Source organism: Ruegeria sp. I3 (genome assembly GCF_056532525.1).
In genome coordinates, this window is record NZ_JBQFNI010000011.1 from 13402 (window position 1) to 37157 (window position 23756).

At 57.9% G+C, this 23756-nt stretch carries 24 protein-coding genes; 18 read left to right on the top strand and 6 right to left on the bottom strand.

Features of this window, described 5'->3' with window-relative positions:
* Genes ACR0L9_RS19285 through ACR0L9_RS19295 form a run of 3 tightly spaced genes read left to right on the top strand, consistent with a single transcriptional unit; the run spans position 1 to position 3776 of the window.
* Positions 1-1095, top strand: a complete 1095-nt coding sequence (locus ACR0L9_RS19285; protein WP_170398655.1) for a microcin C ABC transporter permease YejB — start codon at positions 1-3, stop codon at positions 1093-1095.
* Positions 1096-2202, top strand: a complete 1107-nt coding sequence (locus tag ACR0L9_RS19290; RefSeq protein WP_170398652.1) for an ABC transporter permease — start codon at positions 1096-1098, stop codon at positions 2200-2202.
* Entirely contained in the window at positions 2199-3776 is a 1578-nt protein-coding gene (locus ACR0L9_RS19295) for an ABC transporter ATP-binding protein (RefSeq protein WP_170663193.1), read from the top strand. The genes ACR0L9_RS19290 and ACR0L9_RS19295 overlap by 4 nt, the downstream gene beginning before the upstream one ends.
* Before the next feature lie 22 nt (positions 3777-3798).
* Here ACR0L9_RS19295 and ACR0L9_RS19300 read toward each other — a convergent pair whose 3' ends face one another.
* Together ACR0L9_RS19300 and hemN are read right to left on the bottom strand one after the other, a co-directional pair.
* The gene (locus tag ACR0L9_RS19300) at positions 3799-5724 is read right to left on the bottom strand and encodes an elongation factor G (protein WP_480734951.1); all 1926 of its coding nucleotides are present in this window, start codon (positions 5722-5724) and stop codon (positions 3799-3801) included.
* A 213-nt stretch (positions 5725-5937) separates the two neighbouring features.
* Entirely contained in the window at positions 5938-7293 is a 1356-nt protein-coding gene (hemN, locus tag ACR0L9_RS19305) for an oxygen-independent coproporphyrinogen III oxidase (RefSeq protein WP_480896451.1), read from the bottom strand.
* Positions 7294-7354: 61 nt separating this feature from the next.
* Here hemN and fnrL point away from each other — a divergent pair, with 61 nt between their 5' ends.
* Entirely contained in the window at positions 7355-8098 is a 744-nt protein-coding gene (gene fnrL / locus ACR0L9_RS19310; protein WP_170406526.1) for a transcriptional regulator FnrL, read from the top strand.
* Positions 8099-8137: 39 nt separating this feature from the next.
* A complete protein-coding gene (locus ACR0L9_RS19315) occupies positions 8138-8392 on the top strand; it encodes a GlsB/YeaQ/YmgE family stress response membrane protein (RefSeq protein WP_170398637.1) in 255 nt (84 codons plus the stop codon).
* A gap of 42 nt (positions 8393-8434) precedes the next feature.
* Here the strand turns inward: ACR0L9_RS19315 and ACR0L9_RS19320 are convergent, their stop codons facing one another.
* The gene (locus ACR0L9_RS19320) at positions 8435-9274 is read right to left on the bottom strand and encodes a universal stress protein (RefSeq protein WP_170398633.1); all 840 of its coding nucleotides are present in this window, start codon (positions 9272-9274) and stop codon (positions 8435-8437) included.
* A 192-nt stretch (positions 9275-9466) separates the two neighbouring features.
* Here ACR0L9_RS19320 and ccoN point away from each other — a divergent pair, with 192 nt between their 5' ends.
* The 4 genes from ccoN to ccoP are packed head-to-tail and all read left to right on the top strand — an operon-like array spanning position 9467 to position 12901.
* Positions 9467-11074: a cytochrome-c oxidase, cbb3-type subunit I gene (gene ccoN / locus ACR0L9_RS19325; protein WP_170398630.1), complete on the top strand. Its 1608-nt coding sequence runs from the start codon at positions 9467-9469 to the stop codon at positions 11072-11074.
* Positions 11075-11088: 14 nt separating this feature from the next.
* Positions 11089-11817, top strand: a complete 729-nt coding sequence (gene ccoO, locus ACR0L9_RS19330; protein WP_170398627.1) for a cytochrome-c oxidase, cbb3-type subunit II — start codon at positions 11089-11091, stop codon at positions 11815-11817.
* A gap of 11 nt (positions 11818-11828) precedes the next feature.
* The gene (locus tag ACR0L9_RS19335) at positions 11829-12041 is read left to right on the top strand and encodes a cbb3-type cytochrome c oxidase subunit 3 (protein ID WP_170398624.1); all 213 of its coding nucleotides are present in this window, start codon (positions 11829-11831) and stop codon (positions 12039-12041) included.
* Entirely contained in the window at positions 12038-12901 is an 864-nt protein-coding gene (ccoP, locus tag ACR0L9_RS19340) for a cytochrome-c oxidase, cbb3-type subunit III (protein ID WP_170398621.1), read from the top strand. The genes ACR0L9_RS19335 and ccoP overlap by 4 nt, the downstream gene beginning before the upstream one ends.
* Positions 12902-13052: 151 nt before the next feature.
* Here the strand turns inward: ccoP and ACR0L9_RS19345 are convergent, their stop codons facing one another.
* Positions 13053-13211, bottom strand: a complete 159-nt coding sequence (locus ACR0L9_RS19345) for a hypothetical protein (RefSeq protein WP_480896453.1) — start codon at positions 13209-13211, stop codon at positions 13053-13055.
* 101 nt (positions 13212-13312) lie between these two features.
* Here ACR0L9_RS19345 and ACR0L9_RS19350 point away from each other — a divergent pair, with 101 nt between their 5' ends.
* The 7 genes from ACR0L9_RS19350 (at position 13313) to nusG (ending at position 19539) form a co-directional block, all read left to right on the top strand.
* Positions 13313-14191: a LysR family transcriptional regulator gene (locus ACR0L9_RS19350; RefSeq protein WP_170406517.1), complete on the top strand. Its 879-nt coding sequence runs from the start codon at positions 13313-13315 to the stop codon at positions 14189-14191.
* A gap of 111 nt (positions 14192-14302) precedes the next feature.
* Positions 14303-15730 carry a cytochrome c oxidase accessory protein CcoG gene (gene ccoG, locus ACR0L9_RS19355; protein WP_170398610.1) on the top strand — a complete coding sequence of 476 codons (1428 nt, stop codon included), beginning with the start codon at positions 14303-14305 and terminating at the stop codon, positions 15728-15730.
* A 2-nt stretch (positions 15731-15732) separates the two neighbouring features.
* Entirely contained in the window at positions 15733-16191 is a 459-nt protein-coding gene (locus ACR0L9_RS19360; protein WP_170398607.1) for a FixH family protein, read from the top strand.
* 2 nt (positions 16192-16193) lie between these two features.
* A complete protein-coding gene (locus ACR0L9_RS19365; RefSeq protein WP_480896454.1) occupies positions 16194-18371 on the top strand; it encodes a heavy metal translocating P-type ATPase in 2178 nt (725 codons plus the stop codon).
* 5 nt (positions 18372-18376) lie between these two features.
* Positions 18377-18535 (top strand): cbb3-type cytochrome oxidase assembly protein CcoS, encoded by a 159-nt coding sequence (gene ccoS / locus ACR0L9_RS19370; protein WP_074737762.1) that lies wholly within the window; start codon positions 18377-18379, stop codon positions 18533-18535.
* A gap of 80 nt (positions 18536-18615) precedes the next feature.
* Complete coding sequence (gene secE / locus ACR0L9_RS19375) at positions 18616-18813, top strand: preprotein translocase subunit SecE (protein WP_170398600.1); 198 nt, start codon at positions 18616-18618, stop codon at positions 18811-18813.
* 192 nt (positions 18814-19005) lie between these two features.
* Positions 19006-19539: a transcription termination/antitermination protein NusG gene (gene nusG / locus ACR0L9_RS19380; protein WP_152459924.1), complete on the top strand. Its 534-nt coding sequence runs from the start codon at positions 19006-19008 to the stop codon at positions 19537-19539.
* Positions 19540-19586: 47 nt separating this feature from the next.
* Here nusG and ACR0L9_RS19385 read toward each other — a convergent pair whose 3' ends face one another.
* Positions 19587-20774 carry an adenylate/guanylate cyclase domain-containing protein gene (locus ACR0L9_RS19385; RefSeq protein ID WP_480896455.1) on the bottom strand — a complete coding sequence of 396 codons (1188 nt, stop codon included), beginning with the start codon at positions 20772-20774 and terminating at the stop codon, positions 19587-19589.
* A 95-nt stretch (positions 20775-20869) separates the two neighbouring features.
* A complete protein-coding gene (locus ACR0L9_RS19390; protein WP_480896456.1) occupies positions 20870-22111 on the bottom strand; it encodes a peptidoglycan-binding domain-containing protein in 1242 nt (413 codons plus the stop codon).
* A 381-nt stretch (positions 22112-22492) separates the two neighbouring features.
* Here ACR0L9_RS19390 and rplK point away from each other — a divergent pair, with 381 nt between their 5' ends.
* On the top strand, positions 22493-22942 hold the full coding sequence (rplK, locus tag ACR0L9_RS19395) for a 50S ribosomal protein L11 (RefSeq protein ID WP_010440985.1): 450 nt from the start codon (positions 22493-22495) through the stop codon (positions 22940-22942).
* Position 22943: 1 nt separating this feature from the next.
* Positions 22944-23642: a 50S ribosomal protein L1 gene (rplA, locus tag ACR0L9_RS19400; RefSeq protein WP_480896457.1), complete on the top strand. Its 699-nt coding sequence runs from the start codon at positions 22944-22946 to the stop codon at positions 23640-23642.
* Positions 23643-23756: the final 114 nt, after the last annotated feature.

A 23756-nucleotide genomic window follows, 5' to 3' on the forward strand; every position in this document is an offset into this window, starting at 1 on the left:
ATGGGCGCCTATATCCTAAGACGCCTGTTGCTGGTCATTCCGACCCTTCTGGGCATCATGATCGTCAACTTCACGCTGGTGCAGTTCGTGCCCGGTGGTCCCATTGAACAGATCATCGCGCAGATCGAAGGGCAGGGCGACGTCTTTGCTGGGTTCGCTGGTGGTGGCGATGCCGGAGCCGGGGCCGAGCCCGCAGGTGGTGCCTTTGATGACAAATACGTCGGTGCGCGTGGCCTTCCGCCCGAATTCATCGCTGAACTGGAAAAAGAGTTTGGCTTCGACAAACCGCCACTGGAACGCTTTCTAGGCATGATGGGCAACTACCTGACGCTGGATTTTGGCGAGAGCTATTTCCGCTCGATCAGTGTGATTGATCTGGTGCTGGAAAAGATGCCGGTGTCTATTTCGCTGGGTCTGTGGTCGACGCTGATCGCCTATCTGGTCTCGATCCCGCTAGGTATCCGCAAGGCGATCAAGGACGGGTCGAGCTTTGATACTTGGACCAGCGGTGCGATCATCGTGGCCTATGCGATCCCCGGTTTCCTGTTTGCCATTCTGCTGCTGGTGTTGTTCGCCGGTGGCTCTTACTGGCAGATTTTCCCGCTACGGGGTTTGACCTCGGACAACTGGGACAGCCTCAGCCTGTTTGGGAAGATTACTGACTATTTCTGGCACATCGCTTTGCCGATAATCGCGCTGACCATCTCGGCCTTTGCAACGCTGACGCTGCTGACCAAGAACTCGTTTCTGGATGAGATCAAGAAGCAGTACGTGATGACCGCTCGCGCCAAGGGTTTGAGTGAAAGCAAGGTGCTGTATGGTCATGTCTTCCGCAACGCGATGCTGATCGTGATTGCAGGTTTCCCTGCTGTATTCATTGGTGTGTTCTTCGGTGGATCGATCATCATCGAAACCATTTTCTCGCTCGATGGTCTTGGGCGTCTGGGCTTTGAGGCGGCAGTGGCGCGCGACTATCCGGTGATTTTTGGTACGCTTTTCATATTTGGCCTGATGGGGCTGGTCGTCGGCATTATCAGCGATCTGATGTATGTGCTCGTTGACCCGCGTATCGATTTCGAAAAGCGGGAGGGGTAAATGGCACTCTCCCCTCTCAATCAGCGCCGTTGGCGCAACTTCCGGCGCAATGGCAGGGCGTTCTGGTCGCTGATCATCTTCTCGGTGTTGTTCGGCCTATCGCTGTTTGCCGAGTTCATCGCCAACGACAAACCGATCCTGGTAAAGTACCGGGGTGAAATCTACACGCCTGTCTTCAACTTTTACGCCGAGACTGAGTTCGGCGGTGATTTCCAGACCGAGGCGATCTATCGCGACCCCGAGGTCATGTGCCTGATCGATAGCGGCGGATTGGATCAGTGCTTCGACGACCCCGAAGGTATTATCGACGAAATCAAGGCGGGCACGTTCGAAGCGGATGGGTTTGAGCGAGGCTGGGCCATCTGGCCTCCAATCCCGTATTCCTTCAACACCAGCGTGGACCGCCCGGGCGCTGCACCGCTGCCGCCCAATGGTCAGAATCTGCTCGGCACTGACGACACCAAGCGAGATGTGTTAGCTCGTGTCATCTATGGCTTCCGCCTGTCGATCCTGTTCACTTTACTCGTCACCGGTGTGGCCAGTTTGATCGGCATTTTTGCTGGGGCCATTCAGGGGTTCTTTGGCGGTTGGCTGGATCTGATCTTCCAACGTATTATCGAGATCTGGTCGGCGACACCCTCGCTTTATGTCATTATCATCATGTTCGCGATTCTTGGGCGAAGTTTCTGGCTCTTGGTGATTCTGATGATCCTGTTCAGTTGGACCGGACTGGTGGGCGTCGTGCGCGCTGAATTCCTGCGGGCACGAAATTTGGAGTATGTCCGTGCCGCGCGGGCGCTGGGCGTGGGTAACATGACGATCATGTTTCGCCACATGCTGCCTAATGCGATGGTCGCCACGCTGACCTTCATGCCGTTCATCGTGACTGGAACCATCGGTGGGCTGGCTTCGCTGGACTTCCTTGGCTTCGGTTTGCCGTCTTCAGCCCCGTCGCTTGGAGAGTTGACTTTGCAGGCGAAACAGAACCTTCAGGCACCGTGGCTGGCCTTCACTGCCTTCTTCACCTTTGCCATCATGCTGTCGCTGTTGGTCTTCATTTTTGAAGGCGTCCGCGATGCGTTTGATCCCAGAAAGACCTTCTCATGAGCCTTTTGGATGTGAACAACCTCAAGGTCTCGTTCCGGCAGGACGGGCAGGTGAGTGCGGCAGTCAAAGGCGTGTCCTTTACCGTCGACCGGGGTGAAACGGTGGCTTTGGTGGGCGAATCCGGCTCGGGCAAATCCGTGACGGCGTTGAGCACTGTGTCGCTGCTGGGTGATAGCGCAATTGTCGAAGGCTCAGTCACCTATGGCGGTCAAGAGATGATTGGCGCGTCCGAAGACAGGTTGATGGACGTGCGCGGCAACGACATTAGTTTCATCTTTCAGGAGCCGATGACCTCGCTCAATCCATTGCACACGATCCAGAAACAGATGGCGGAATCGCTGGCTCTGCATCAGGGCGTTACCGGCGATGAGGCGCGGGAACGGATTGTAGAACTGCTGACCAAGGTCGGCATCCGAGACCCCGAGGAGCGGCTGGACAGCTATCCGCACCAGTTGTCCGGCGGGCAGCGTCAACGCGTGATGATCGCGATGGCGTTGGCGAACAAGCCGGACATTTTAATCGCGGATGAGCCGACAACGGCGCTGGACGTCACCATCCAGGCGCAGATTCTGGAGTTGCTGGCCGAACTGCAAAAGTCCGAGAACATGGGGATGTTGTTCATCACCCATGACCTTGGCATCGTCCGCCGCATCGCCGACCGGGTTTGCGTGATGAAGGACGGTGAAATTGTCGAAGCCGGAGTGACAACGGAGATTTTCGACAACCCGCAACACCCCTATACTCGCAAGCTTCTGGAGGCCGAGCCGTCCGGGCACCCCGACCCGGTGGCCCCGGATGCCGAAGAGGTAGCCCGCACCGATCACCTGAAAGTCTGGTTCCCGATCCAGCGCGGTTTCCTGAAACGGACCGTAGGCTATGTGAAGGCCGTCAACGACGCGACCCTCAGCGTCCGTGCCGGGGAAACGCTTGGGATCGTGGGGGAGAGCGGCTCGGGCAAGACGACGCTGGCGCTGGCGATCATGCGTCTGATCGCGTCCGAGGGCGGGATCACTTTCCGCGACCAGAATGTGCGCCGCTGGTCAACGCGCGAGTTGCGGCGGTTGCGCAAGGACATGCAGATCGTATTTCAGGATCCGTTCGGCAGCCTCAGCCCGCGGATGACCTGCATGCAGATCATCGCCGAGGGGCTGGCCATCCATAAGGTCGATCCTCATCGCGCCCCGCGCGATCTGGTGGCCGAAGTGATGAACGAGGTCGGATTGGACCCCTCTGCGATGGACCGCTATCCGCATGAGTTTTCCGGCGGGCAACGCCAGCGGATCGCCATCGCCCGCGCCATGGTGTTGCGGCCCAAGCTGCTGGTTCTGGACGAGCCTACAAGTGCGCTGGACATGACCGTGCAGGTGCAGATCGTTGACCTGCTGCGTGAGCTGCAAAGGAAATACGGGCTGGCCTATCTGTTCATCAGTCACGATCTGAAGGTCGTGCGCGCGATGTCCCACAACGTGATCGTCATGCGAAACGGCGATGTCGTCGAGATGGGCGCTGCCGAAGATTTGTTCGAACACGCCCAGACCGATTACACGCGCGAACTGATCGCGGCAGCGGGCTGATACGCAGCCCGCGCCTTTGATGTCAGGCTATTTCCTTGTTTTTGGCTGACGCGGGAACGGGGCCGCGTAGCTCTTCATAGTGATCGAATTGTAGTTTGACCCAACCGGTCCCGCGGGTAGCACTGGCAAGTGTGCGGTGCAGTTCATCCTCGGCCACGGCGGGGAGTGTCGCATTGAATATTTCCCAGCCTGAGGCGTTGGGGTTGCCTTCAAACCCAAGAACCTGCCCCTGCAGCGAGCTGATCGTCGGGACAAGATCGCCGACGAAGGTTGAGGGCAGATGGATTTCGGCGTTCAGGATAGGTTGCAGGACGACGGGTTTCGCCTCGGGTAGCGCTTCGCGCACGGCATTCTTGCCAGCAGTGCGGAAAGCATAATCGGAACTGTCCACGTTATGGTGTTTGCCGTCGCTGAGTGTCACCTTGACGTCCACAACTGGGAAGCCTTCAGGCCCTTCGATCAATGCGTCTTTGGCCCCGTGTTCAACCGAAGGAATGTAATTCCGGGGTACGGCCCCACCTTTCACCACTTCCTCGAACTGGAACCCCGAGCCGCGCGGCAGCGGAGCGATGGATATGACCACATCGGCAAACTGCCCCGCACCGCCGGATTGCTTGCGGTGGCGATGGCGATGATCGACCTTTGTGCGAATGGTTTCGCGATAGGCGGTTCCGGCGGCCTCGGCCTCGATCTCGATGCCAAAATCCTCGGCGAGTTTGGCGGTCACGCGCCGCATATGCTGCGGACCTTGTGAGCCCAGAATGGAATGACCGCTCAACTCGTCTTGCTCCAGATGCAGGCCGGGGTCGATCTCAACCAGCCGGGTCAACGCATTCGACAGGCGCACGTCGTCTCGCTCATGCGCAGGCGATACGACCTGACGATGCGCGGCAGGATGGGATGAGGCCCATTCCGGCAACGGCGTTGCCGCCGCGCTGTCATAGATGAAGCCAGGATTAAGGTGGTCGGATTTGACAGCAAGGCCAATATGTCCGGCTTCAAGCGCGCTGATCTGGGTCTTGGCGTCCAAGGTTGTCAGATTTCCAACAGTTTCGCCACCAAGGGGTTCATGAGCTTTCACGCCGTCGCCCAGACCGCGCAATACGGTGATCTTGCCGATATGCTTCTTCACATCCGCAAAGCCAGCAATGGCGCGGGCGTTTTCTTCGGCCTCATCCCGGTCAGCTGCAATGTTGAATTCCGGCGCTTCATGGCGCAGTGCTTTCATCAAACGGGTCAGACCGTTGCCATGGCTCGCGGCACCTAGGCAGGCCGGGATAAGCTGATGGTTCTGCAAGACCTGTGCGGCCAGCTCGTAGACCTCGTCGCTTGGGGGCTGTTTGTCCTCAATCAGTTGCTCCAGCAGATTGTCATCGAAATCCGATAGGGTCTCCAACAACTCGGTGCGTGCTTCCTGTTCGCGGTCTTCCGCTGATTGCGGTAGCTCGATCAGGGCCGAGGGCTGCCCCTCCTGATACTTCCAGGCGCGCTCTGAGATCAGATCGACTGCGCCGATAATGGTGTCTCCGTCCCGGATCGGCACCTGCCGCAGAGCGATGTGGTGGGTGCAATAGGTCTGCAGTGCAGCAACGATGTCGCGGATGCGACCGTTGGGGCTGTCCATGCGGTTGATGAATAAAAAACAGGGAATGCCGGCCTCTTCGACCAACCTTAGATACGGGGCACACAGAACGGCGGCATCGGGGTCAGGTGGGACAACCACAACTGCTGCGTCCGAGATCGCCATGGCCGGGCCGACATAGGCCAGCGCATCGCCGCCTCCGTCTACGTCCACCGCGCACCACGGTTCGTTTAAATAAGAAAAACCGTGCAGATGCACGGTTCCGGCAACATCGAATGTGGTGGGCCGCCCGTCGAGGCGGCTGATCGCTTCGACCAAGGTGGATTTGCCCGATTGGCTGGGGCCGAGGACGGTGAAAACGCGCATGAGTGCTGTCCCTCTTTCAGGTTGCAGTATGGCTGCACGAAAAGGGCTGTCGAACGCATGCGCGTCGGCAAGAACTGTCTGCGTTTGCCTGCCTCAGGCTGTGAAGAGGTGGGTCTCTCCACCCCTTGAGTGTGGAGAAAACCGAAGGCATGCGTCAAGCCCCCGTGCCGGTTTGTAAGGGAAGGTCGCAAAAAACGACCTGCCGAAGAGTGTTCAGATCGCGGAACTATGCCCAGCCTTACTCAGGTCATACGCGTCAAAGCTGCGCGCGATCATGCGGGTCAGCGCACGTGCTTCGGGCGGTATGAACAATCCGTTTTCATCCACGCGTAGCAACCCGTCGAAGGCCGCGTTTGCTGTTGCGTACATTTGCTGCAGTTCCGCAGTTGAAATGTCATAATCGCGCAGAATCTCGGCCGAGTTGATTTGGAAATCGCACATCAATGCTTCGATCAGACGCGACCGTAGAACATCCTGACCTTTGAACAAATGCCCGCGCGACGTCGAGAACCGCCCTTCGCGTATGGCCTTCGTATGAGCCGAGGTTGCCGGTGCGTTCTGCGCATATCCTTGCGGGAAGCGTGAGATCGAGCTGGCACCCAAGCCAATCAGAATAGGAGCTTGATCGTCTGTATAGCCCTGGAAATTTCGTTTCAGGCGACCCGCGCGCAACGCGTGGGTCAGTCCATCGTCCTGCGTTGCAAAGTGGTCGATCCCGATCTCGGCATAATTGTCCCATAGGAACAGTCGCCGGGCGGTTTCAAAAAGTTCCAGTCGCTGTTCCGGTGTGGGCAGGGCATCTGATGGAATCAACTGCTGGCGCTTGGCCATCCACGGCACATGCGCGTAGCCATAGAGTGCGACCCGGTCAGGGTTCAGCGACAACAGCTTTTGTACACTTTCGGTCATGCGCGCCTTGGTCTGGTGGGGCAGGCCATAAAGGATGTCCGCATTCAGGCTGGATATACCACGCGCTCGGATCATCTCGGCAGCTTCGCGGGTGGTGTCATAGCTTTGAATGCGACCGATGGTTTTCTGGATTTCGTCGTCAAAATCCTGAACGCCGATCGATGCGCGGTTCATCCCGGCTTCGGCCAGTGCATCCAGCCGGGCTTCGTCGATCTCATTCGGATCGATCTCGACGGAAAACTCGGCTTCTGGGCCTAAAGGTACAATCTCAAGGATTCGCGCGGCCAGATCCCGCATCAGGTCTGCATTCAACAGCGTCGGCGTGCCGCCGCCCCAGTGCAGCCGCGACAATTTAACACCCTCTGGCAGGCGTGCCGCCAGCAAATCCAGCTCGGCCTTTAGCACGTCGACATAGGCAATGACCGGGTTATCAGTCTGGGTGCCTTGTGTCCGGCAGGCGCAAAACCAGCACAGCCGACGGCAGAAGGGTACGTGGATGTAAAGCGAGATTGAACTGCCCGGAGCAATCCCGGAAATCCAGTCGCTAAACAGATCAGCCCCGACGTCATTGCTGAAGTGGGGTGCGGTGGGATAGCTTGTGTAACGCGGTACTTTCGCGTCAAAAAGTCCAAGCCGTGCCAGTTGAGGTTTCAGTGTCATAAAGATATGACTATAGCTGGAGGGCCCAGGGTACTTTGACCGAAATCAAATGGAAGCGCGAATGACACTCAAGGCCCAATTCGACCACACCAATTGCGCAGAATGCCCGATCCGGCATCGTGCGGTGTGCGCGCATTGCGAAAAGGACGAGCTGGAAGAGCTTGAGAACATCAAGTACTACCGCAGCTTTGAGGCGGGGCAGACGATCATCTGGTCCGGCGATCCGATGAATTTTGTCGGCTCGGTCGTGTCGGGAATCGCGTCTTTGACACAGACGATGGAGGATGGGCGCAGGCAAATGGTCGGCCTGCTGCTGCCCAGCGATTTCGTGGGTCGCCCTGGACGAGACAACGCGCCATACGACGTGGTGGCGACCACCGATCTGATGATGTGTTGTTTCCGCAAAAAGCCGTTCGAAGACATGATGATCACAACGCCGCACATCTCGCAGCGCCTGCTGGAAATGACGTTGGACGAACTGGATGCGGCCCGTGAATGGATGCTGGTGCTTGGACGCAAGACCGCGCGAGAAAAGATTGCCAGCCTGCTTTCGATCATCGCGCGCCGGGACGCATCGATTCATCAAGCCGGAATGGTAGCCCCGATTGTCTTTGACCTGCCACTGACGCGCGAGGCGATGGCCGACTATCTTGGGCTGACCCTGGAAACTGTCAGCCGGCAGATTTCCGCCTTGAAGAAAGATCAGGTCATTACTCTGGAAGGTAAACGCCATGTAACAATCCCCGATATGGGGCGCCTAATGGAAGAGGCGGGCGACGATACCGATGGCGGATTTCTGGTCTGATGTCTCAGCCCGCCGCCCTCGAACAATTGGGAGTCCCTTATGGAATTTAGCGGTTTACTCGCCATGCTGTTCATCGGCGCGATAGCTGGCTGGCTGTCGGGGAAAATCATGGAAGGGCGTGGGTTCGGCCTGATCGGGAATATTATAGTCGGGATTGTCGGTGCGTTTCTGGCGGGTACGATCTTTCCCGCCCTGGGCTTTGCGGTTGGCGGAGGGCTCATCTCTTCGATCTTCTTTGCCACTATCGGCGCGGTGATCCTGCTGTTCCTGATCGGCCTGATCCGCAAGACATAAAGCCGCACCAGAGACGGGCGGCTTTTGCGTTTGTTGGCGTCGTCAGTGAGCCAGAAACACGGGGATTTCTGATTGCTCCAGCATATTGCGGGTCGCACCGCCCAAAATGGCCTCGCGAAAGCGCGAATGGCCATAGGCCCCCATAACGATCATATCGGCCTCGGTATCGGCAGCGTGGCGATTGAGGATGTCCGAGACGCGCGTCATGGTCTTGCTGAGCACGTCGATTTCGCACTTCACCCCATGTCGCGCCAGCATCTGAGATAGCAGACCGCCCGGGTCCGATCGATCCGGCCCATGACGCGGTGGATCAATCACAACAATCCGTGTGAGTTCGGCCTGCTTCAAGAATGGCAACGCGCGACGGATGGCGCGCATCGCTTCGACGCTTTCGTTCCAGCCCACCATGACGGTTTTAGGGGCCGAAATCGGTTTGTTATCATCGGGCACCAATAGCACCGGCGAATGGCCTTCGAACATGGCGGCCTCGACGATGGGTTCCGCTTCTGCGTCGCGGTCTTTTCCATAAGGTCGGGGCAATACCACGAGATCCGAAAAGCGTGCGCGGCGTGCGACATGTCGCCCGAGATCAGCGATCTGAGCTACCCCGTTTTCAGCGGACCAGCGCACGCCCGACTTACCCAGATAATCCTGAGCGTAGGCGAGTATCTCGTCCGCCTCGGCATTGGCGCGGCTCAGGGTCTCCTGCAGGATCAAAGCGTTTGCACCGGCATAATAATAACCGGTCTGACTGCGATCGACGCCAAGACACAACGCTTCGACATGGGCGTCCTGCCCTTCTGCCAATGCCACCATTTGTGCCAGTGCGTTCTGAGAAAGCTTGGTTTCCGTCATGACCGTAAGAAGAGATTTAAATGCCATGTCGACCTCATGTTTCCGGCGCTGTCCGTTGCCAGCGCGTGTCTGTTTCTGCAAAGTACCTCTCACAGAAAACAGGGGCTTGTCTTGATGCAGATCAAAGCGTCAAAGGCGACCTCGCTGCATTACAGCATGCAGTCAAAAAGGTTTCGCGTGACACGAAGAATCGCGCGAGGCATGGCAAAGGGACGCAATATGTCAAATTACATCAAGCTGATCGTGCTTGGGCTGGTGGTGCTGTTCGCAGCCATCGGCTCTAACTACGCACGGGATTTGGCGTATCAGGTGCACGCAATTCTGGTGATGTTGATCGCCGGCGGTCTGTTCATCTGGACGCTTAGAAACACGGAAGAGCCAGATATCCTCGTCGACCGCTCTGGTGAGTATATGGATGATGTGATCCGCTACGGCGTGATCGCAACCGCATTCTGGGGGGTAGTCGGGTTCCTGGCGGGGACTTTTATTGCGTTCCAGCTAGCTTTTCCGGCGCTAAACTTCGAATGGGCGCAAGGCTATCTTAATTTCGGGCGTCTGCGGCCTTTGCATACATCGGCGGTTATCTTTGCCTTTGGCGGTAACGCGTTGATCGCAACTTCGTTCTATGTCGTACAGCGTACCAGCGCTGCGCGACTTTGGGGTGGAAACCTGGCATGGTTCGTGTTCTGGGGCTATCAGCTGTTCATCGTGCTTGCGGCAACCGGTTATATACTTGGTGGAACGCAGTCGAAAGAATATGCCGAACCTGAATGGTACGTTGACCTGTGGCTGACCGTTGTCTGGGTTGCCTACCTGGCTGTTTATCTGGGCACGATCATCAAGCGGAAAGAGCCGCACATCTACGTGGCAAACTGGTTCTATCTGGCCTTTATCGTGACTGTCGCCATGCTGCACCTGGTCAACAACATGACCATCCCGGTCAGCATCTGGGGATCGAAATCGGTCATCGTCTGGTCTGGTGTTCAGGATGCCATGATCCAGTGGTGGTATGGCCACAACGCCGTGGGCTTCTTCCTGACTGCCGGTTTCCTGGGTATGATGTACTACTTCATCCCGAAACAGGCTGAGCGTCCAGTATTCAGCTACAAGCTGTCGATCATCCACTTCTGGGCGCTGATCTTCCTGTATATCTGGGCCGGCCCGCACCACTTGCACTATACCGCGTTGCCTGATTGGGCCTCGACCCTTGGCATGGTATTCTCGGTGATCCTATGGATGCCTTCGTGGGGTGGTATGATAAACGGTCTGATGACCCTGTCGGGTGCATGGGACAAACTACGCACTGACCCAGTGATCCGGATGATGGTGATTTCGGTCGGCTTTTACGGCATGTCCACGTTCGAGGGTCCGATGATGTCGATCCGCGCTGTGAACAGCCTCAGCCACTATACCGACTGGACTATCGGTCACGTACATTCGGGCGCGCTGGGCTGGAATGGAATGATCACCTTTGGTGCTCTTTACTTCCTAGTCCCTGTTCTGTGGAAGCGTGAGCGTCTTTACTCGCTGCAGCTGGTCAGCTGGCACTTCTGGCTAGCCACCATTGGCATCGTTCTCTACGCGGCGTCGATGTGGGTCACCGGTATCATGGAAGGCCTGATGTGGCGTGAAGTGGACGCCAATGGCTTCTTGGTGAATTCGTTCGCTGACACCGTTGCCGCGAAGTTCCCGATGTATGTGGTGCGTGCGCTGGGTGGCGTGATGTTCGTCGCTGGCTCGCTGATCATGTGCTACAACCTGTGGATGACTGTACGGAAAGCGCCGGCCAAAGAGGCCAGCCTGACCGTCGCGGTCCCGGCTGAATAAGGAGGGCCGGAGCAATGGCAATTCTCGACAAACACAAGATCCTCGAGACCAACGCGACCCTCCTGCTGATCTTCAGCTTTCTGGTCGTAACTATCGGTGGCATCGTACAGATCGCGCCCCTGTTCTATCTTGAGAACACCATCGAGAAGGTGGAGGGCATGCGCCCTTACACCCCTCTCGAACTGGCGGGGCGTGAGGTTTATCTGCGCGAAGGCTGCTATGTTTGCCACAGCCAGATGATCCGCCCGATGCGTGATGAGGTTGAACGCTATGGCCACTACTCGCTGGCGGCTGAATCCATGTATGATCATCCGTTCCAATGGGGATCCAAACGCACCGGGCCGGATATTGCCCGCGTCGGTGGCCGGTATTCGGATCAATGGCAGGTGGACCACCTGCGCGATCCACAATCGGTGGTGCCGGAATCGGTGATGCCGAAATACGGCTTCCTTGAGGATCGTAAGCTAGACGGCAAGTATATCGGTGACATCATGGCGGCAAATGCCGTGGTCGGCACCCCGTATACCGACGAGATGCTTGAACAGGCGCAGGCCGATTTTCGGGCGCAGGCCGATCCGGACAGCGATTATGATGGATTGTTGGAACGCTATGGCGACAAGGTCAATGTGCGTAACTTTGACGGTCAGCCCGAGCTGACTGAAATGGATGCGTTGGTTGCTTACCTCCAGATGCTGGGCACGCTGGTCGATTTCTCGACCTTCACCCCGGACGCAAGCCGTTAAAGGAGGGTGTGATGGAACTATACACAATTCTAAGGCAGTTCGCGGATAGCTGGATGTTGCTGCTCCTGTTCTCGTTTTTTATTGGCATCATCATCTGGGTTTTCCGCCCTGGTGCCAGCAAGGAATACAAGGACACCGCCAACATCCCGTTCCGGCACGCTGATGCCCCAGCGCCCCGTCGGGGCGACGACAAACCCGCCACATCCAAGGAGGCACGGCAATGAGTAAGACACCTGAAAAACAGCCGGGCGATCCTAACACCACGGGTCACAGCTGGGACGGAATCGAGGAATTCGATAATCCGATGCCACGCTGGTGGCTTTGGACCTTTTACGCGACCATAATTTGGGGCGTGATCTACACGATCATGTACCCCGCATGGCCCTTGGTTCAATCGGCAACCGCCGGTGTGCTGGGTTGGTCTTCGCGCGAGCTGGTGCAGCAGGAAATGGTCGCGTTCGAAGAAGCGAATGCGCCGTGGAATGCCAAGTTGGTGGAAACACCGCTGGAAGAAATCTCGGCCGACGCGGAGCTGCAACAATACGCAGTTAACTCTGGTGGCGCTGTGTTCCGAACCTGGTGTGCGCAGTGCCACGGATCGGGCGCGCAGGGTGCGCCGGGTTTCCCGAACCTGCTGGATGATGCCTGGCTGTGGGGCGGCTCGCTTGAGGATATCGAGTACACCATCGCCTATGGCATCCGGAACGAGGAAAGCGACGACGCGCGCTATTCCGAGATGCCGGCCTTTGGTGAGATCCTCGAAAAGGATGAGATCACTCAAGTGGTTCAATACGTCATGTCCCTGACTAACGCCCAGACCGATGACGCGGCGGCGCAGGCAGGCAAGGTTGTGTTCGAAGACAACTGCGCGGCTTGCCACGGTGATGACGGCAAAGGCGACGTTTCCCAGGGCGCGCCGAATCTGACCGATGCGATCTGGCTTTACGGCGGCAGCCAAGAGGCCCTGACCGAGACGGTCACCTACAGCCGCTTTGGCGTGATGCCCCCATGGGAAAATCGCCTGACCGACGCGCAAATCCGCGCCGTGACGGCGTATGTTCATCAGTTGGGTGGTGGTCAGTAAGACATAAAAGAACACCTCCGGGCGGTCTCCCGCCCGAAGGTCTAGGCACCGGCTGTTCCATCTGTTCGCGCGTTTCCAGAACAGCCGGTGCCGATTTTCAAACAATAGGGCTGCAATCTCTGCCGGTCCAGATACGGCATTCAAACCAGTATCAAAGATCGTTCAGATTTACATCGCGCGGGTTTTCTCTCCACCAATGATGTTCGGGCAGCCAGCGCCGCTTGCGACGGCCCGGCTTTGGCGCATCGTAGATGTGAGGCGTATAGATGCGTGTCGCGTTCAAAAAAGATCTGGCGAATACGGTCAGCATGGTTTCCCTCCTGTGCAGAGTTGTTTCTGAGCTTTAAGATTGACCTTTCGCACGCCGAATGCGACTCAATTACCATTTCAATGTGTAAGTAGGGTTTACATATGGACTGGCTATCACTGCCGCCGTTGGCCTCTCTCAGGGCCTTTGCAGCCTTCGCTGAGAAGCGAAGTGTTGTCGAGGCCGGTGCTGCGCTCAATGTTAGCCACGCTGCAATCAGCCAGCAGCTTCGCGCGCTCGAGAAACATCTGGGCGCGGCTCTGCTGGACCGAACGGGCAAAGCGCTGACACTTACCGCGGAAGGTGAGCATCTGGCCCGTGCCCTGCAGCTTGGATTTGGTGCGATCGAGGCTGCTGTGGGTGATCTGGCTCGCTCGGCTCAGGACCGCCCGGTTCATGTGTCGCTGACGTCTTCCTTCGCTGCATCTTGGCTGATGCCGCGACTGCCGAGTTTCCGCGCGACGCATCCCGACGTAAACCTGATCCTAGATCCAACCTTTGAGGTGGTCGAGCTGCAACCGGGTGGCGTGGATGTAGCGATCCGTTATGGCGCCGGCGGTTGGCCGGGGGTGGAGTGTGAGATGTTGTTGCAGACGCCGATGGTCATCGTCGCCTCACCCACACTATTGGGTAACAAGACCGATTGGTCCCCGGCAGAACTTGCGCAGTTGCCGTGGCTTGAAGAAATTGGCACGACTGAGGGGACAAAATGGCTGACTGAGAGAGGTGTCGGACCCGAACGCGGCGCGGGGCGTACGCAGCTTCCCGGTAACCTGCTGCTGGATGGTTTGCGGTCTGGACAAGGGGTCACCGTCACTGTGCGACAATTCGTCGAAGCGGACATCAAAGCGGGCCGCATCGTCGAACTGTTCGCCGAGCCGGATACGCGCGGGTATCATATAGTTACGCAAAAACAAGCTCTTAGGCGATCCGTGAAAATCTTCATCAACTGGCTGAGGCGCGAAGCGCGAAGCCAGCAGTAATTCACGCGTCTAAAGGTGTCTGCACGATGCGCGTTTTGACCCATGTCAAAGTCCCTTGCCTCGTGATCTGGAAGAACACACACTCAGAATAGCCAGTTGCGGAGCCAGCCTGTGAGCGATTCCAATCCCACCCCCAGTCTCTACGCCGCCAGAGAGCCGATTTTCCCGAGACGTGTGTCCGGCCCGTTTCGCAATCTGAAATGGATCATCATGGCGGTGACGCTGGGCATTTACTATGTGACGCCTTGGATCAGGTGGGATCGCGGTCCAAGCCTTCCGGATCAGGCCGTTCTTCTGGATCTGGCGAACCGCCGCTTCTATTTCTTCTGGATCGAGATTTGGCCGCACGAGTTCTATTTTGTCGCTGGGCTGCTGATCATGGCAGGATTGGGTCTGTTCCTGTTCACCTCGGCGCTTGGGCGGGTCTGGTGCGGATATGCCTGCCCGCAGACGGTTTGGACGGACCTGTATATCCTTGTCGAGCGCTGGATCGAGGGCGACCGTAATGCGCGCCTGCGTCTGCACAGGCAGAAAAAGCTGGATTTCCGCAAGGCGCGGCTGCGCCTGACCAAGTGGGTCGCTTGGTTCTTCATCGGGCTCGCGACCGGTGGCGCCTGGGTTTTCTATTTTGCGGATGCACCAACTCTGGCGCGTGATCTGGTCACCGGAAACGCGCATCCAGTGGCCTATACGACGATGCTGATTCTGACCGGCACCACGTTTTTCTTCGGTGGCTTTGCACGCGAACAAATCTGCATCTATGCCTGCCCATGGCCGCGCATACAGGCCGCGATGATGGACGAGGATACCCTGGTCGTCGGATATCGCGAATGGCGGGGTGAACCACGCGGCAAAGGCAAACGTACGGCTGACAGCGAGCTGGGCGATTGCATCGATTGTATGGCTTGCGTCAATGTCTGCCCGGTAGGGATCGACATCCGGGACGGTCAGCAACTGGAATGCATTACCTGTGCACTTTGCATCGACGCCTGCGATGACATGATGGCCAAGATAGGCAAGCCCCGTGGTCTGATCGATTACATGGCGCTGAGTGATGAGGCCCGCGAACGCGAAGGTCAGCCACCCAAAAACGTTTGGAAACACATCCTGCGTCCGCGCACGATCCTGTACACGGCGCTATGGTCACTGGTCGGATTTGCATTGCTCTTTGCGCTGTTCATTCGTTCGGATATCGATTTGACGGTTGCGCCGGTGCGGAACCCGACTTTCGTTACCCTCTCAGATGGCACGATCCGTAACACCTATGATGTACGCCTGCGCAACAAACATGGCGAGGATCGGCCATTCAAACTGACGATTGCTGGCGATCCTTCGCTGCAGATTGAAATCGAAGGTGTTGAAGGCGAGACTGTTAATGTCACTGCAGATACGGCACAATTGACCCGCGTCTATATCACCGCTCCGCAGGGTACTGCCCCTGCAGCGGCTGACAGCACATCGGTTCGCATCTGGGTCGAAGATCTGGAAAGTGGTGAGCGGGCCTACAAGGATACCAGTTTCAACGGACGAGGAAGCTGAGAATGGCAGAACGTCAATTCACAGGCAAACACGCATTGGCGGTATTTGTCGCGGCCTTTGGCGTGATCATCACGGTGAACCTCGTCTTGGCTTATAGTGCAATCAAGACCTTTCCGGGGCTTGAGGTGAAGAACTCCTATGTAGCCAGCCAGGAGTTCAATGAACGTTTGAAGGAACAGCAGGCCCTGGGTTGGAACATCAAGGCCGAGCTGACCGGAGGGCTGCTGGTGCTATACATAACCGATCAGACCGGTTCCCCTGTTGAAGTGGCAGATCTGCAGGCCGTGGTGGGGCGCGCCACCCATGTGAAGGAAGACTTCTCGCCGGACTTTACTTTTGATGGCATCGCCTATGCCGCTCCGGCTGCCCTGGGCAAAGGGAACTGGAACATTCGCCTTGTGGCCAAAGCAAAAGATGGTGCCGAGTTCGCGCAACGTGTGCCCCTGTATGTGAAAGGTTAGAGATGGTTGCGCAAGCCACCCCATCTCGGGCAGCCTGTCCTGGCTGCATCGCAGCCCCGGCAGAAGCGGCGCGGCCAATCCCAGAGGATGTGCAGATCGCGCTGTCGCTGCCGGGCATCCACTGCTCGGCCTGCATCTCTACGGTCGAGCGTGAGTTGAATGCCCATCCCGGCGTTGAAGACGCGCGGGTCAATCTCACGCTGAAACGCGCGATGATCAAGGCGGCACCGGATACGCGCGCCGCCGATCTGATCCCGGTGCTGGAGCGCGCTGGCTTTGAAGCCCACGAACTGGATCCGGGTGCGCTTTCGGCTACGCAAACCGATAAGGCCGGGCGCGATCTGCTGATGCGGCTGGCAGTGGCGGGTTTTGCTTCGATGAACGTGATGCTGTTATCGGTGTCGGTCTGGTCCGGCGCCACCGATGCGACGCGCGACATGTTCCACTGGATATCGGCAGCGATTGCGCTGCCTGCAATTGCGTTCTCGGCCCAGCCTTTCTTTTCCAACGCCTGGAGCGCGCTGCGCGTGCGCCGGTTGAATATGGATGTGCCGATTGTTCTGGCGATCCTGCTGGCTCTGGTCACGTCGCTTTGGGAAACTGCACTCAGCGGTGAACATGCTTATTTCGACGCGGCTTTGACCCTGACGTTCTTCCTGCTAGCGGGCAGGTATTTGGACTATCGCACCCGTGCCGCGGCACGTTCGGCTGCAGAAGAACTAACCGCGCTGGAGGTCCCGCGCGCCATCCGGCTAGTGGATGGGACCGAAGCGGAAGTGGCGGTGGCGAGCCTTAACGTGGGTGATCTGATTCTGGTTCGCCCCGGAGGGCGTATGCCAGTGGATGGCGAAATCATCTCGGGCCAGTCCGAGTTGGACCGGTCGCTGCTGACCGGGGAAACCCTCCCGGTCTTTGCCGAGGCCGGGCTGAACGTCAGTGCAGGTGAGGTTAACCTGACCGGTCCCCTGACAATCCGTGCGACGGCAGTCGGGGAAGATACCTCGCTGCACCGTATGGCGGATCTGGTAGCCATCGCTGAATCGGGCCGATCACGGTATACCTCGCTGGCAGACAAGGCGGCTAAGCTTTATGCGCCGGGGGTGCATATACTCTCCGCGCTCAGCTTCTTAGGATGGTATATTTATTCGGGCGATATCCGGACGGCGCTGAATATCGCTGCGGCGGTTTTGATCATCACATGTCCCTGCGCGCTGGGCTTGGCAGTGCCGGCGGTAACCACTGCAGCATCAGGCCGATTGTTCCGCAGTGGCATGCTGATCAAACACGCGACCGCGTTAGAACGGTTGGCCGAAGTGGATACGGTGGTGTTCGACAAGACCGGAACCCTCACATCCGGTGCGCCTGAGTTGACCAACCTTGGTGATCATTCGCGTACCGATTTGCAAGTGGCTCTGGCATTGGCCGAAGCGTCTTCGCACCCCTTGTCTCTTGCCCTTGCAAAGGCTGCGCGTGAGGCCGGGATCAAGCCTGCCAAGTTGCACGATGTTGTTGAGGTGCCGGGATATGGCACTGAGGGCGTTTACCGTGATCAGCAGGTCCGGCTGGGTCGAGCGGCCTGGGTCGGCGGCGAAGATGGTGAGCAGACCGCAGCCTGGCTCGCAATCGGATCGCGGACGCCATCGCGCTTTACTTTTACCGACAGTCTGCGCGCAGGCGCTGCCGAGGCGGTCGCGGCTTTCCGTGCGGCAGGCAAAGACGTCATCCTGATTTCCGGCGATACGGAAGGCGCGGTTCAGGCCTTGGCGGGCAAGCTTGGCATTGAGAACTGGATCGCCCAGGCCTTGCCTCAAGACAAAGCTGCCAAAGTGCAGGAACTAAGCGATCAGGGTCGGCACGTTCTGATGGTCGGCGATGGGCTGAACGATACGGCGGCATTGGCGGCGGCGCATGTCTCGATTTCTCCGGCCAGCGCCTTGGATGCTGCGCGGGTGGCGTCGGATATCGTGCTACTGGGCAATGATCTGTCCCCGATCGCTGAGGCTTGCGATACAGCCGTCAGGGCGACGCGTCGGATTCGCGAGAATTTCCGGATCGCCACTGTCTATAACATCATCGCGGTCCCGCTGGCCGTTGCCGGGTTGGCGACACCCCTTATTGCGGCATTGGCGATGTCGACCTCGTCGATTACTGTTTCGCTGAACGCTTTGCGGCTGAGGTAACTCTGATGGAAGTGCTTGCCTATCTGATCCCGATTTCCCTGCTTTTGGGCGGGGTTGGTTTGGTTGCGTTTATCTACACGGTCCGCTCGAACCAGTATGAGGATCCGGAAGGCGATGCGCGCCGTATCCTCAGCGACGAATGGGATGACAAGCCCAAGCCCTGACAGAGGCGTCAACAGCCCTTGAAATTGCCGCAATGCCCGGCTATGTCCGGCCCATCCGCTAGAAGAGAGATTGTAGCCTCATGGCAACCTTAAACCCGATCCAGTTCATTCAGCAGGTCCGCGCCGAAGTCGCAAAGGTCGTCTGGCCGACCCGTCGTGAGGTGCTGTTGACCACGGTCATGGTGTTCATCATGGCTGCGCTGACGGCTGTGTTCTTTGCGCTGGTTGATCTGGGCATTCGCGGCGGTCTGCAACTGGTACTCGGCGCGTTTAGCTAAGCCGGTTTGGGCAAGCTGAAACGCGACTGCCCCCTTGCACAGCTTGCGATGTCAGAGTAGGTGACATGACTATTCGGAATGGGCGTGCGGCGAATCGGGCTGCGCGCCGCTTTTTATTCCGGGTGACGCAATAGGATTTCAACGAAGGGCGCGATGCGTCGCAGCCCAAAGGCAAACAAGGACGACAGGTTCATGGCGAAACGGTGGTATTCGGTCAGCGTTCTTTCGAATTTCGAAAAGAAGATCGCAGAGCAGATCCGCACGTCGGTGGCTGAGCAGGGCCTTGAAGACGATATCGACGAGGTTCTGGTGCCCACCGAAGAGGTGATCGAAGTGCGCCGGGGCAAGAAGGTCACCACCGAACGCCGCTTTATGCCGGGTTACGTGCTGGTACACATGGAAATGTCGGATCAGGGCTATCACCTGATCAACTCGATCAATCGCGTTACCGGCTTCCTGGGCCCTCAGGGCCGCCCGATGCCGATGCGCGACGCCGAGGTGAACCAGATCCTCAACCGCGTTCAGGAAGGTGAAGAAGCGCCCAAGCTGATGATCAGCTTCGAGGTCGGCGAGAAGGTCAAGGTCAACGACGGCCCGTTCGAGGATTTCGACGGCATGGTCGAAGGTGTGGACGACGAGAACCAGAAACTGAAAGTTTCGGTTTCGATCTTTGGCCGCGAAACACCGGTCGAGCTGGACTTTACGCAGGTCACCAAGCAGAGCTGATTGGTTTCCATCGTACCATCGTTTGGGGTGCCTTATGGGCACCCTTTTTACATTTGGGGCGTGCTCATCTGCCAGACAGTTTGATCCTCACCAAAACCTTTAAGTGATACAGTTCCGACCGGTTCGCAGAGTGTCGGGAGAAATGCTGCGGCTGTATCTGAAAGGACATGGTCGCAATCCAAGTCTGTGGCCGCCGCTACAAGTCTTGCCGCCAAATTGACGTCGGGACCGATGGCCGTGAAATCCAGCCGGTCCCCGCCACCTACATTGCCATAATGGAAACGACCGTGATGAATTGCAGTGCGCACGCCAAGCTTATGCTGGAAATCGGCCTCGGCCAGCGACGCCACACCCTCGCGCACCGCTGCGATGGCGGCCTGAATCTGCACCTTTGGCGGAAGATCCGTGCTGGTTGGGAAGATGGCAAAAAAGCCGTCGCCCATGAACTTCAGAAGCTCTCCGCCGTGGTCCATGACCGACGGGACAAGGCAATCAAACGTGTCATTCAGCAGCCGGACCAGCGTATCGCCGGAAACCGAATTCGAAAGGCGGGTAAATCCCTTGAGATCCGCAAACAGGATAACGGCCTCAATTTTGCTGCCATCACCGCGATGTACTTTACCGTCCAGAATGTGTGCACCACTGTTGCGGCCGACATAGGTCGACAGCAGGTAGGTCGCGTCGAGCCGTAACATATAGGTCTCGGTCAGGCGGGCGAGCGGACCGCGAACCCGGTTCAGGATCGCCAGATCACTCTCTGAAAACCCACCGGGCGTGGCACTTGACCAGGTGCAGACATGGGTATCGCCGTTGAGATAGATCAGCGGTTGCGCCAGGTAATCGGTGAAGCCCTGCTCGCGCAATTCGCCGACAATGATGTAATCCTCGGGGCAGTTGGGGTCTTCCAGGTGGCGGCGGATGGATTGCTGACGCTCGATCACATGCGGCAAGGGGTTATCGGTGTAGATCGCCTCGGTGAACAATTGAGACGGCGCGTCGACCCGGTCGACTCCAGCGCCCGCTTTCCACAGGAAACGTCGACCCATCAGATTGGGATGCAGCGTCCAGATGAACAAACCGAACCGGTCGATGGCGACACCGGCATCCAGCAGACGGGTGCAGATACCTTCGATGATATCGACCGCATTTCCAGCTGGGCGGGCACCGTCAACCATCCACTCGATCAAAGCGTCGATCTTGTCATGTTTTGAGATCGGTTCCGGTGGGGTCGGCATAATGGCACCCTCAATATAGAACGCCGCGATGCAAACTGACACCGCGGCGTTATTTGTATCAGCCTCGCAGTGGCTGAAACGACTGAGTGCGCGACTTACTGCGCTTGAACCATAGCCGCACGCAACAGTTGCGGGCGGTCGGTCTGGGACGGCAGGAAGACGGCTTGCGAACCGGCATCCAGTGCCGAAAGGCTGGCATCATACCACTGCATAGCAAGATCGCGACGCTGTTGCACACCGAAGCCTTCGCGCAGATGGTGGCCGATCAACTCTCCATAGGCAGGCTCACCCATCGCGACTAGCATCAATGCAGAACCGACTGCCGTGTCCATGTTGTCCTGACGGTAGCCCATCGACAGGCAGACCTTGCTTGTCGCTGCAAGATCAGCGGGGCTGAGGCCCGAGTCCAGCGCAAGCTTGCGTACCTGGGTTTCAGCTTCTGCCTTCGAGCTGATCGAAAGCGCATCAACTTGCGGTGCCAACATTTCGCCGTACGAGTCGCATTGTGCGCTCACCTGATCCGGCGTCAGCCCCTGGATATCCGCCATCAGATCTTCGCCACGCGCCATTGCATAGCTGCGAGCAAGGCAGAACTGTTCGCTGAGGGCAAAATCGGCATCCGTCATATTTGACAGCGTCGTGTAGCCCCCGTTTGTCGAGGTCTGCAGCATCACCCCGCTACACCGATTGGCCAGCGATGGGCCGCCGGTCCCGCCGGAAAACAGGCTTGGCAGGCTGGCAGAGGCGGTTTCAGTTGTATTGGCCTCGAGCTCTGGTTCCTGAGCTTGAGGAACCACAACCGGAATCGTGGTTGCTGGGGCTTGTGCTGGTGCCTGAGGGGCGGCAGCCAGGGCAGAGCCGGTTTGTATCTGCCGGCGGTATTCCATCAAAAGCGGTTGGCCTGCGAGTTGAGTTGTCGTCTGACCGCCGCTTGTCGCCCAGTAATAGGCCTGCATCAGGAAGTCGCGCTGATAGGGCTGGAAGTCATAGCCATTCACGGGGTAGCCCATCGAGACCTGATAGCGTTCGATCGCAGACCGTGTGCCACGACCGACTTGACCATCAACGCGACCCGCATTGTAGCCGAAATAGTTGAGCGCGGTCTGGGTTTGCGCCCCTTGTGTGGTCGACGGAATTCCGGGGCGATAGGTGCGTGTTGTTGTTGACCTCGTCCGGGCTTGCTGTTTTCTCTGCTGATCCCGGCCGATAGCGTAGCCGATGACGCCACCAACCACAGCACCGCCCAGTATCTCGCCAGCATCGGCCCGCGCGGTCTGAGGAGAAGACGCCGCAAATGACAGCGCGATGCCAACTGTTATTAATAAACGAATGATCATAATTAACCTCCACCAAAAATACTAATTTCGTCGAGTATAGCACAGCTGCGAGTATTGAGGTGAGGGGGGTGGCGGAAACCCGACCATCCCGCAACCACCGCGCAGATTCTGCATTGATATTAATTTCTTAAGAGTTGTCAGTCGCACCTTGTTAGTAACGATCTGTACGCCGTGAGCGTATAAGACCCACTTGGGGGCTTGATTCGATGTGTGAGAGCAGGGCAGGCCACTTGCCAACCCCGCCGTTCCGCTGTAAGTGCCGCCCCTATCGTCTTCGGGCGAGATTCTCTCGTGGGAGGTTGCTGGGATCGCGATCCCGGATCGGACCACGCAACATAGTCTGGGTGAAACGCGTTTCACCTAAGTTGAAAGGAAAACCAAATGGCCAAGAAGCTTGCTGGTACAATGAAGCTGCAGGTTCCTGCAGGTCAGGCGAACCCGTCGCCGCCAGTTGGTCCGGCGCTGGGTCAGCGCGGCATCAACATCATGGAATTCTGCAAGGCGTTCAACGCCAAGACCGCAGACATGGAGCCCGGCGCTCCGTGCCCGACCGTGATCACCTACTATCAGGACAAGTCCTTCACCATGGACATCAAGACGCCGCCCGCGTCTTACTACCTGAAAAAAGCGGCTGGTCTGAAGCCGGTCGGCAAGCGTAACCGCCCTCGTGGTGCGGAAAACCCAGGTCGTGAGACCGTGGCAACCGTAACCTCGAAGCAGGTTCGTGAAATCGCCGAAGCCAAAATGAAAGATCTGAACGCCAACGACGTCGAAGGCGCAATGCAGATCATCCTGGGCTCGGCCCGCTCAATGGGCATCGAGGTGAAGTAAGATGGCAAAACTCGGTAAACGTACCCGCGCTGCGCGCGAAGCTGTCGCTGGCAAGGAAAACCTGTCGGTCGAAGAAGCTGTTTCCCTGGTCAAAGGCAACGCAACCTCAAATTTCGACGAGACCATCGAGATCGCTCTGAACCTCGGCGTTGACACCCGTCACGCGGACCAGATGGTTCGCGGCGTTGTTGGCCTGCCGAACGGTACCGGCAAAGCGATGCGCGTTGCTGTATTTGCTCGTGGCCCCAAGGCAGACGAAGCGAAAGAAGCGGGCGCAGATATCGTTGGCGCGGAAGATCTGATGGAAACCATTCAGGGCGGCACCATCGAATTCGATCGCTGCATTGCAACCCCGGACATGATGCCGATCGTCGGTCGTCTGGGTAAAGTTCTGGGCCCTCGCAACCTGATGCCGAACCCCAAAGTTGGCACCGTGACCATGGACGTGAAAGCCGCCGTGGAAGCAGCCAAGGGCGGTGAAGTTCAGTTCAAGGCGGAAAAAGGCGGCGTTGTGCACGCCGGTGTTGGCAAAGCGTCGTTCGACGAAGCCAAGCTGGTTGAAAACGTCCGCGCCTTCATCTCGGCTGTGGCCAAGGCCAAGCCGTCGGGCGCCAAAGGCACCTATATGAAGAAAATCGCGCTGAGCTCGACCATGGGCCCGGGTGTGACTCTGGACGTGGCGGCTGCTGCGGGCGAATAAGCCTTAGCGTCAAGCTGTGAGAACTTGATCCCGGGTAGTGAGAGCTGCCCGGGATTTTTGTCGCGTGCCATATGAGAAACGGGCTGTAGTTTTGTGATAGCGTGGTTGCTTGCA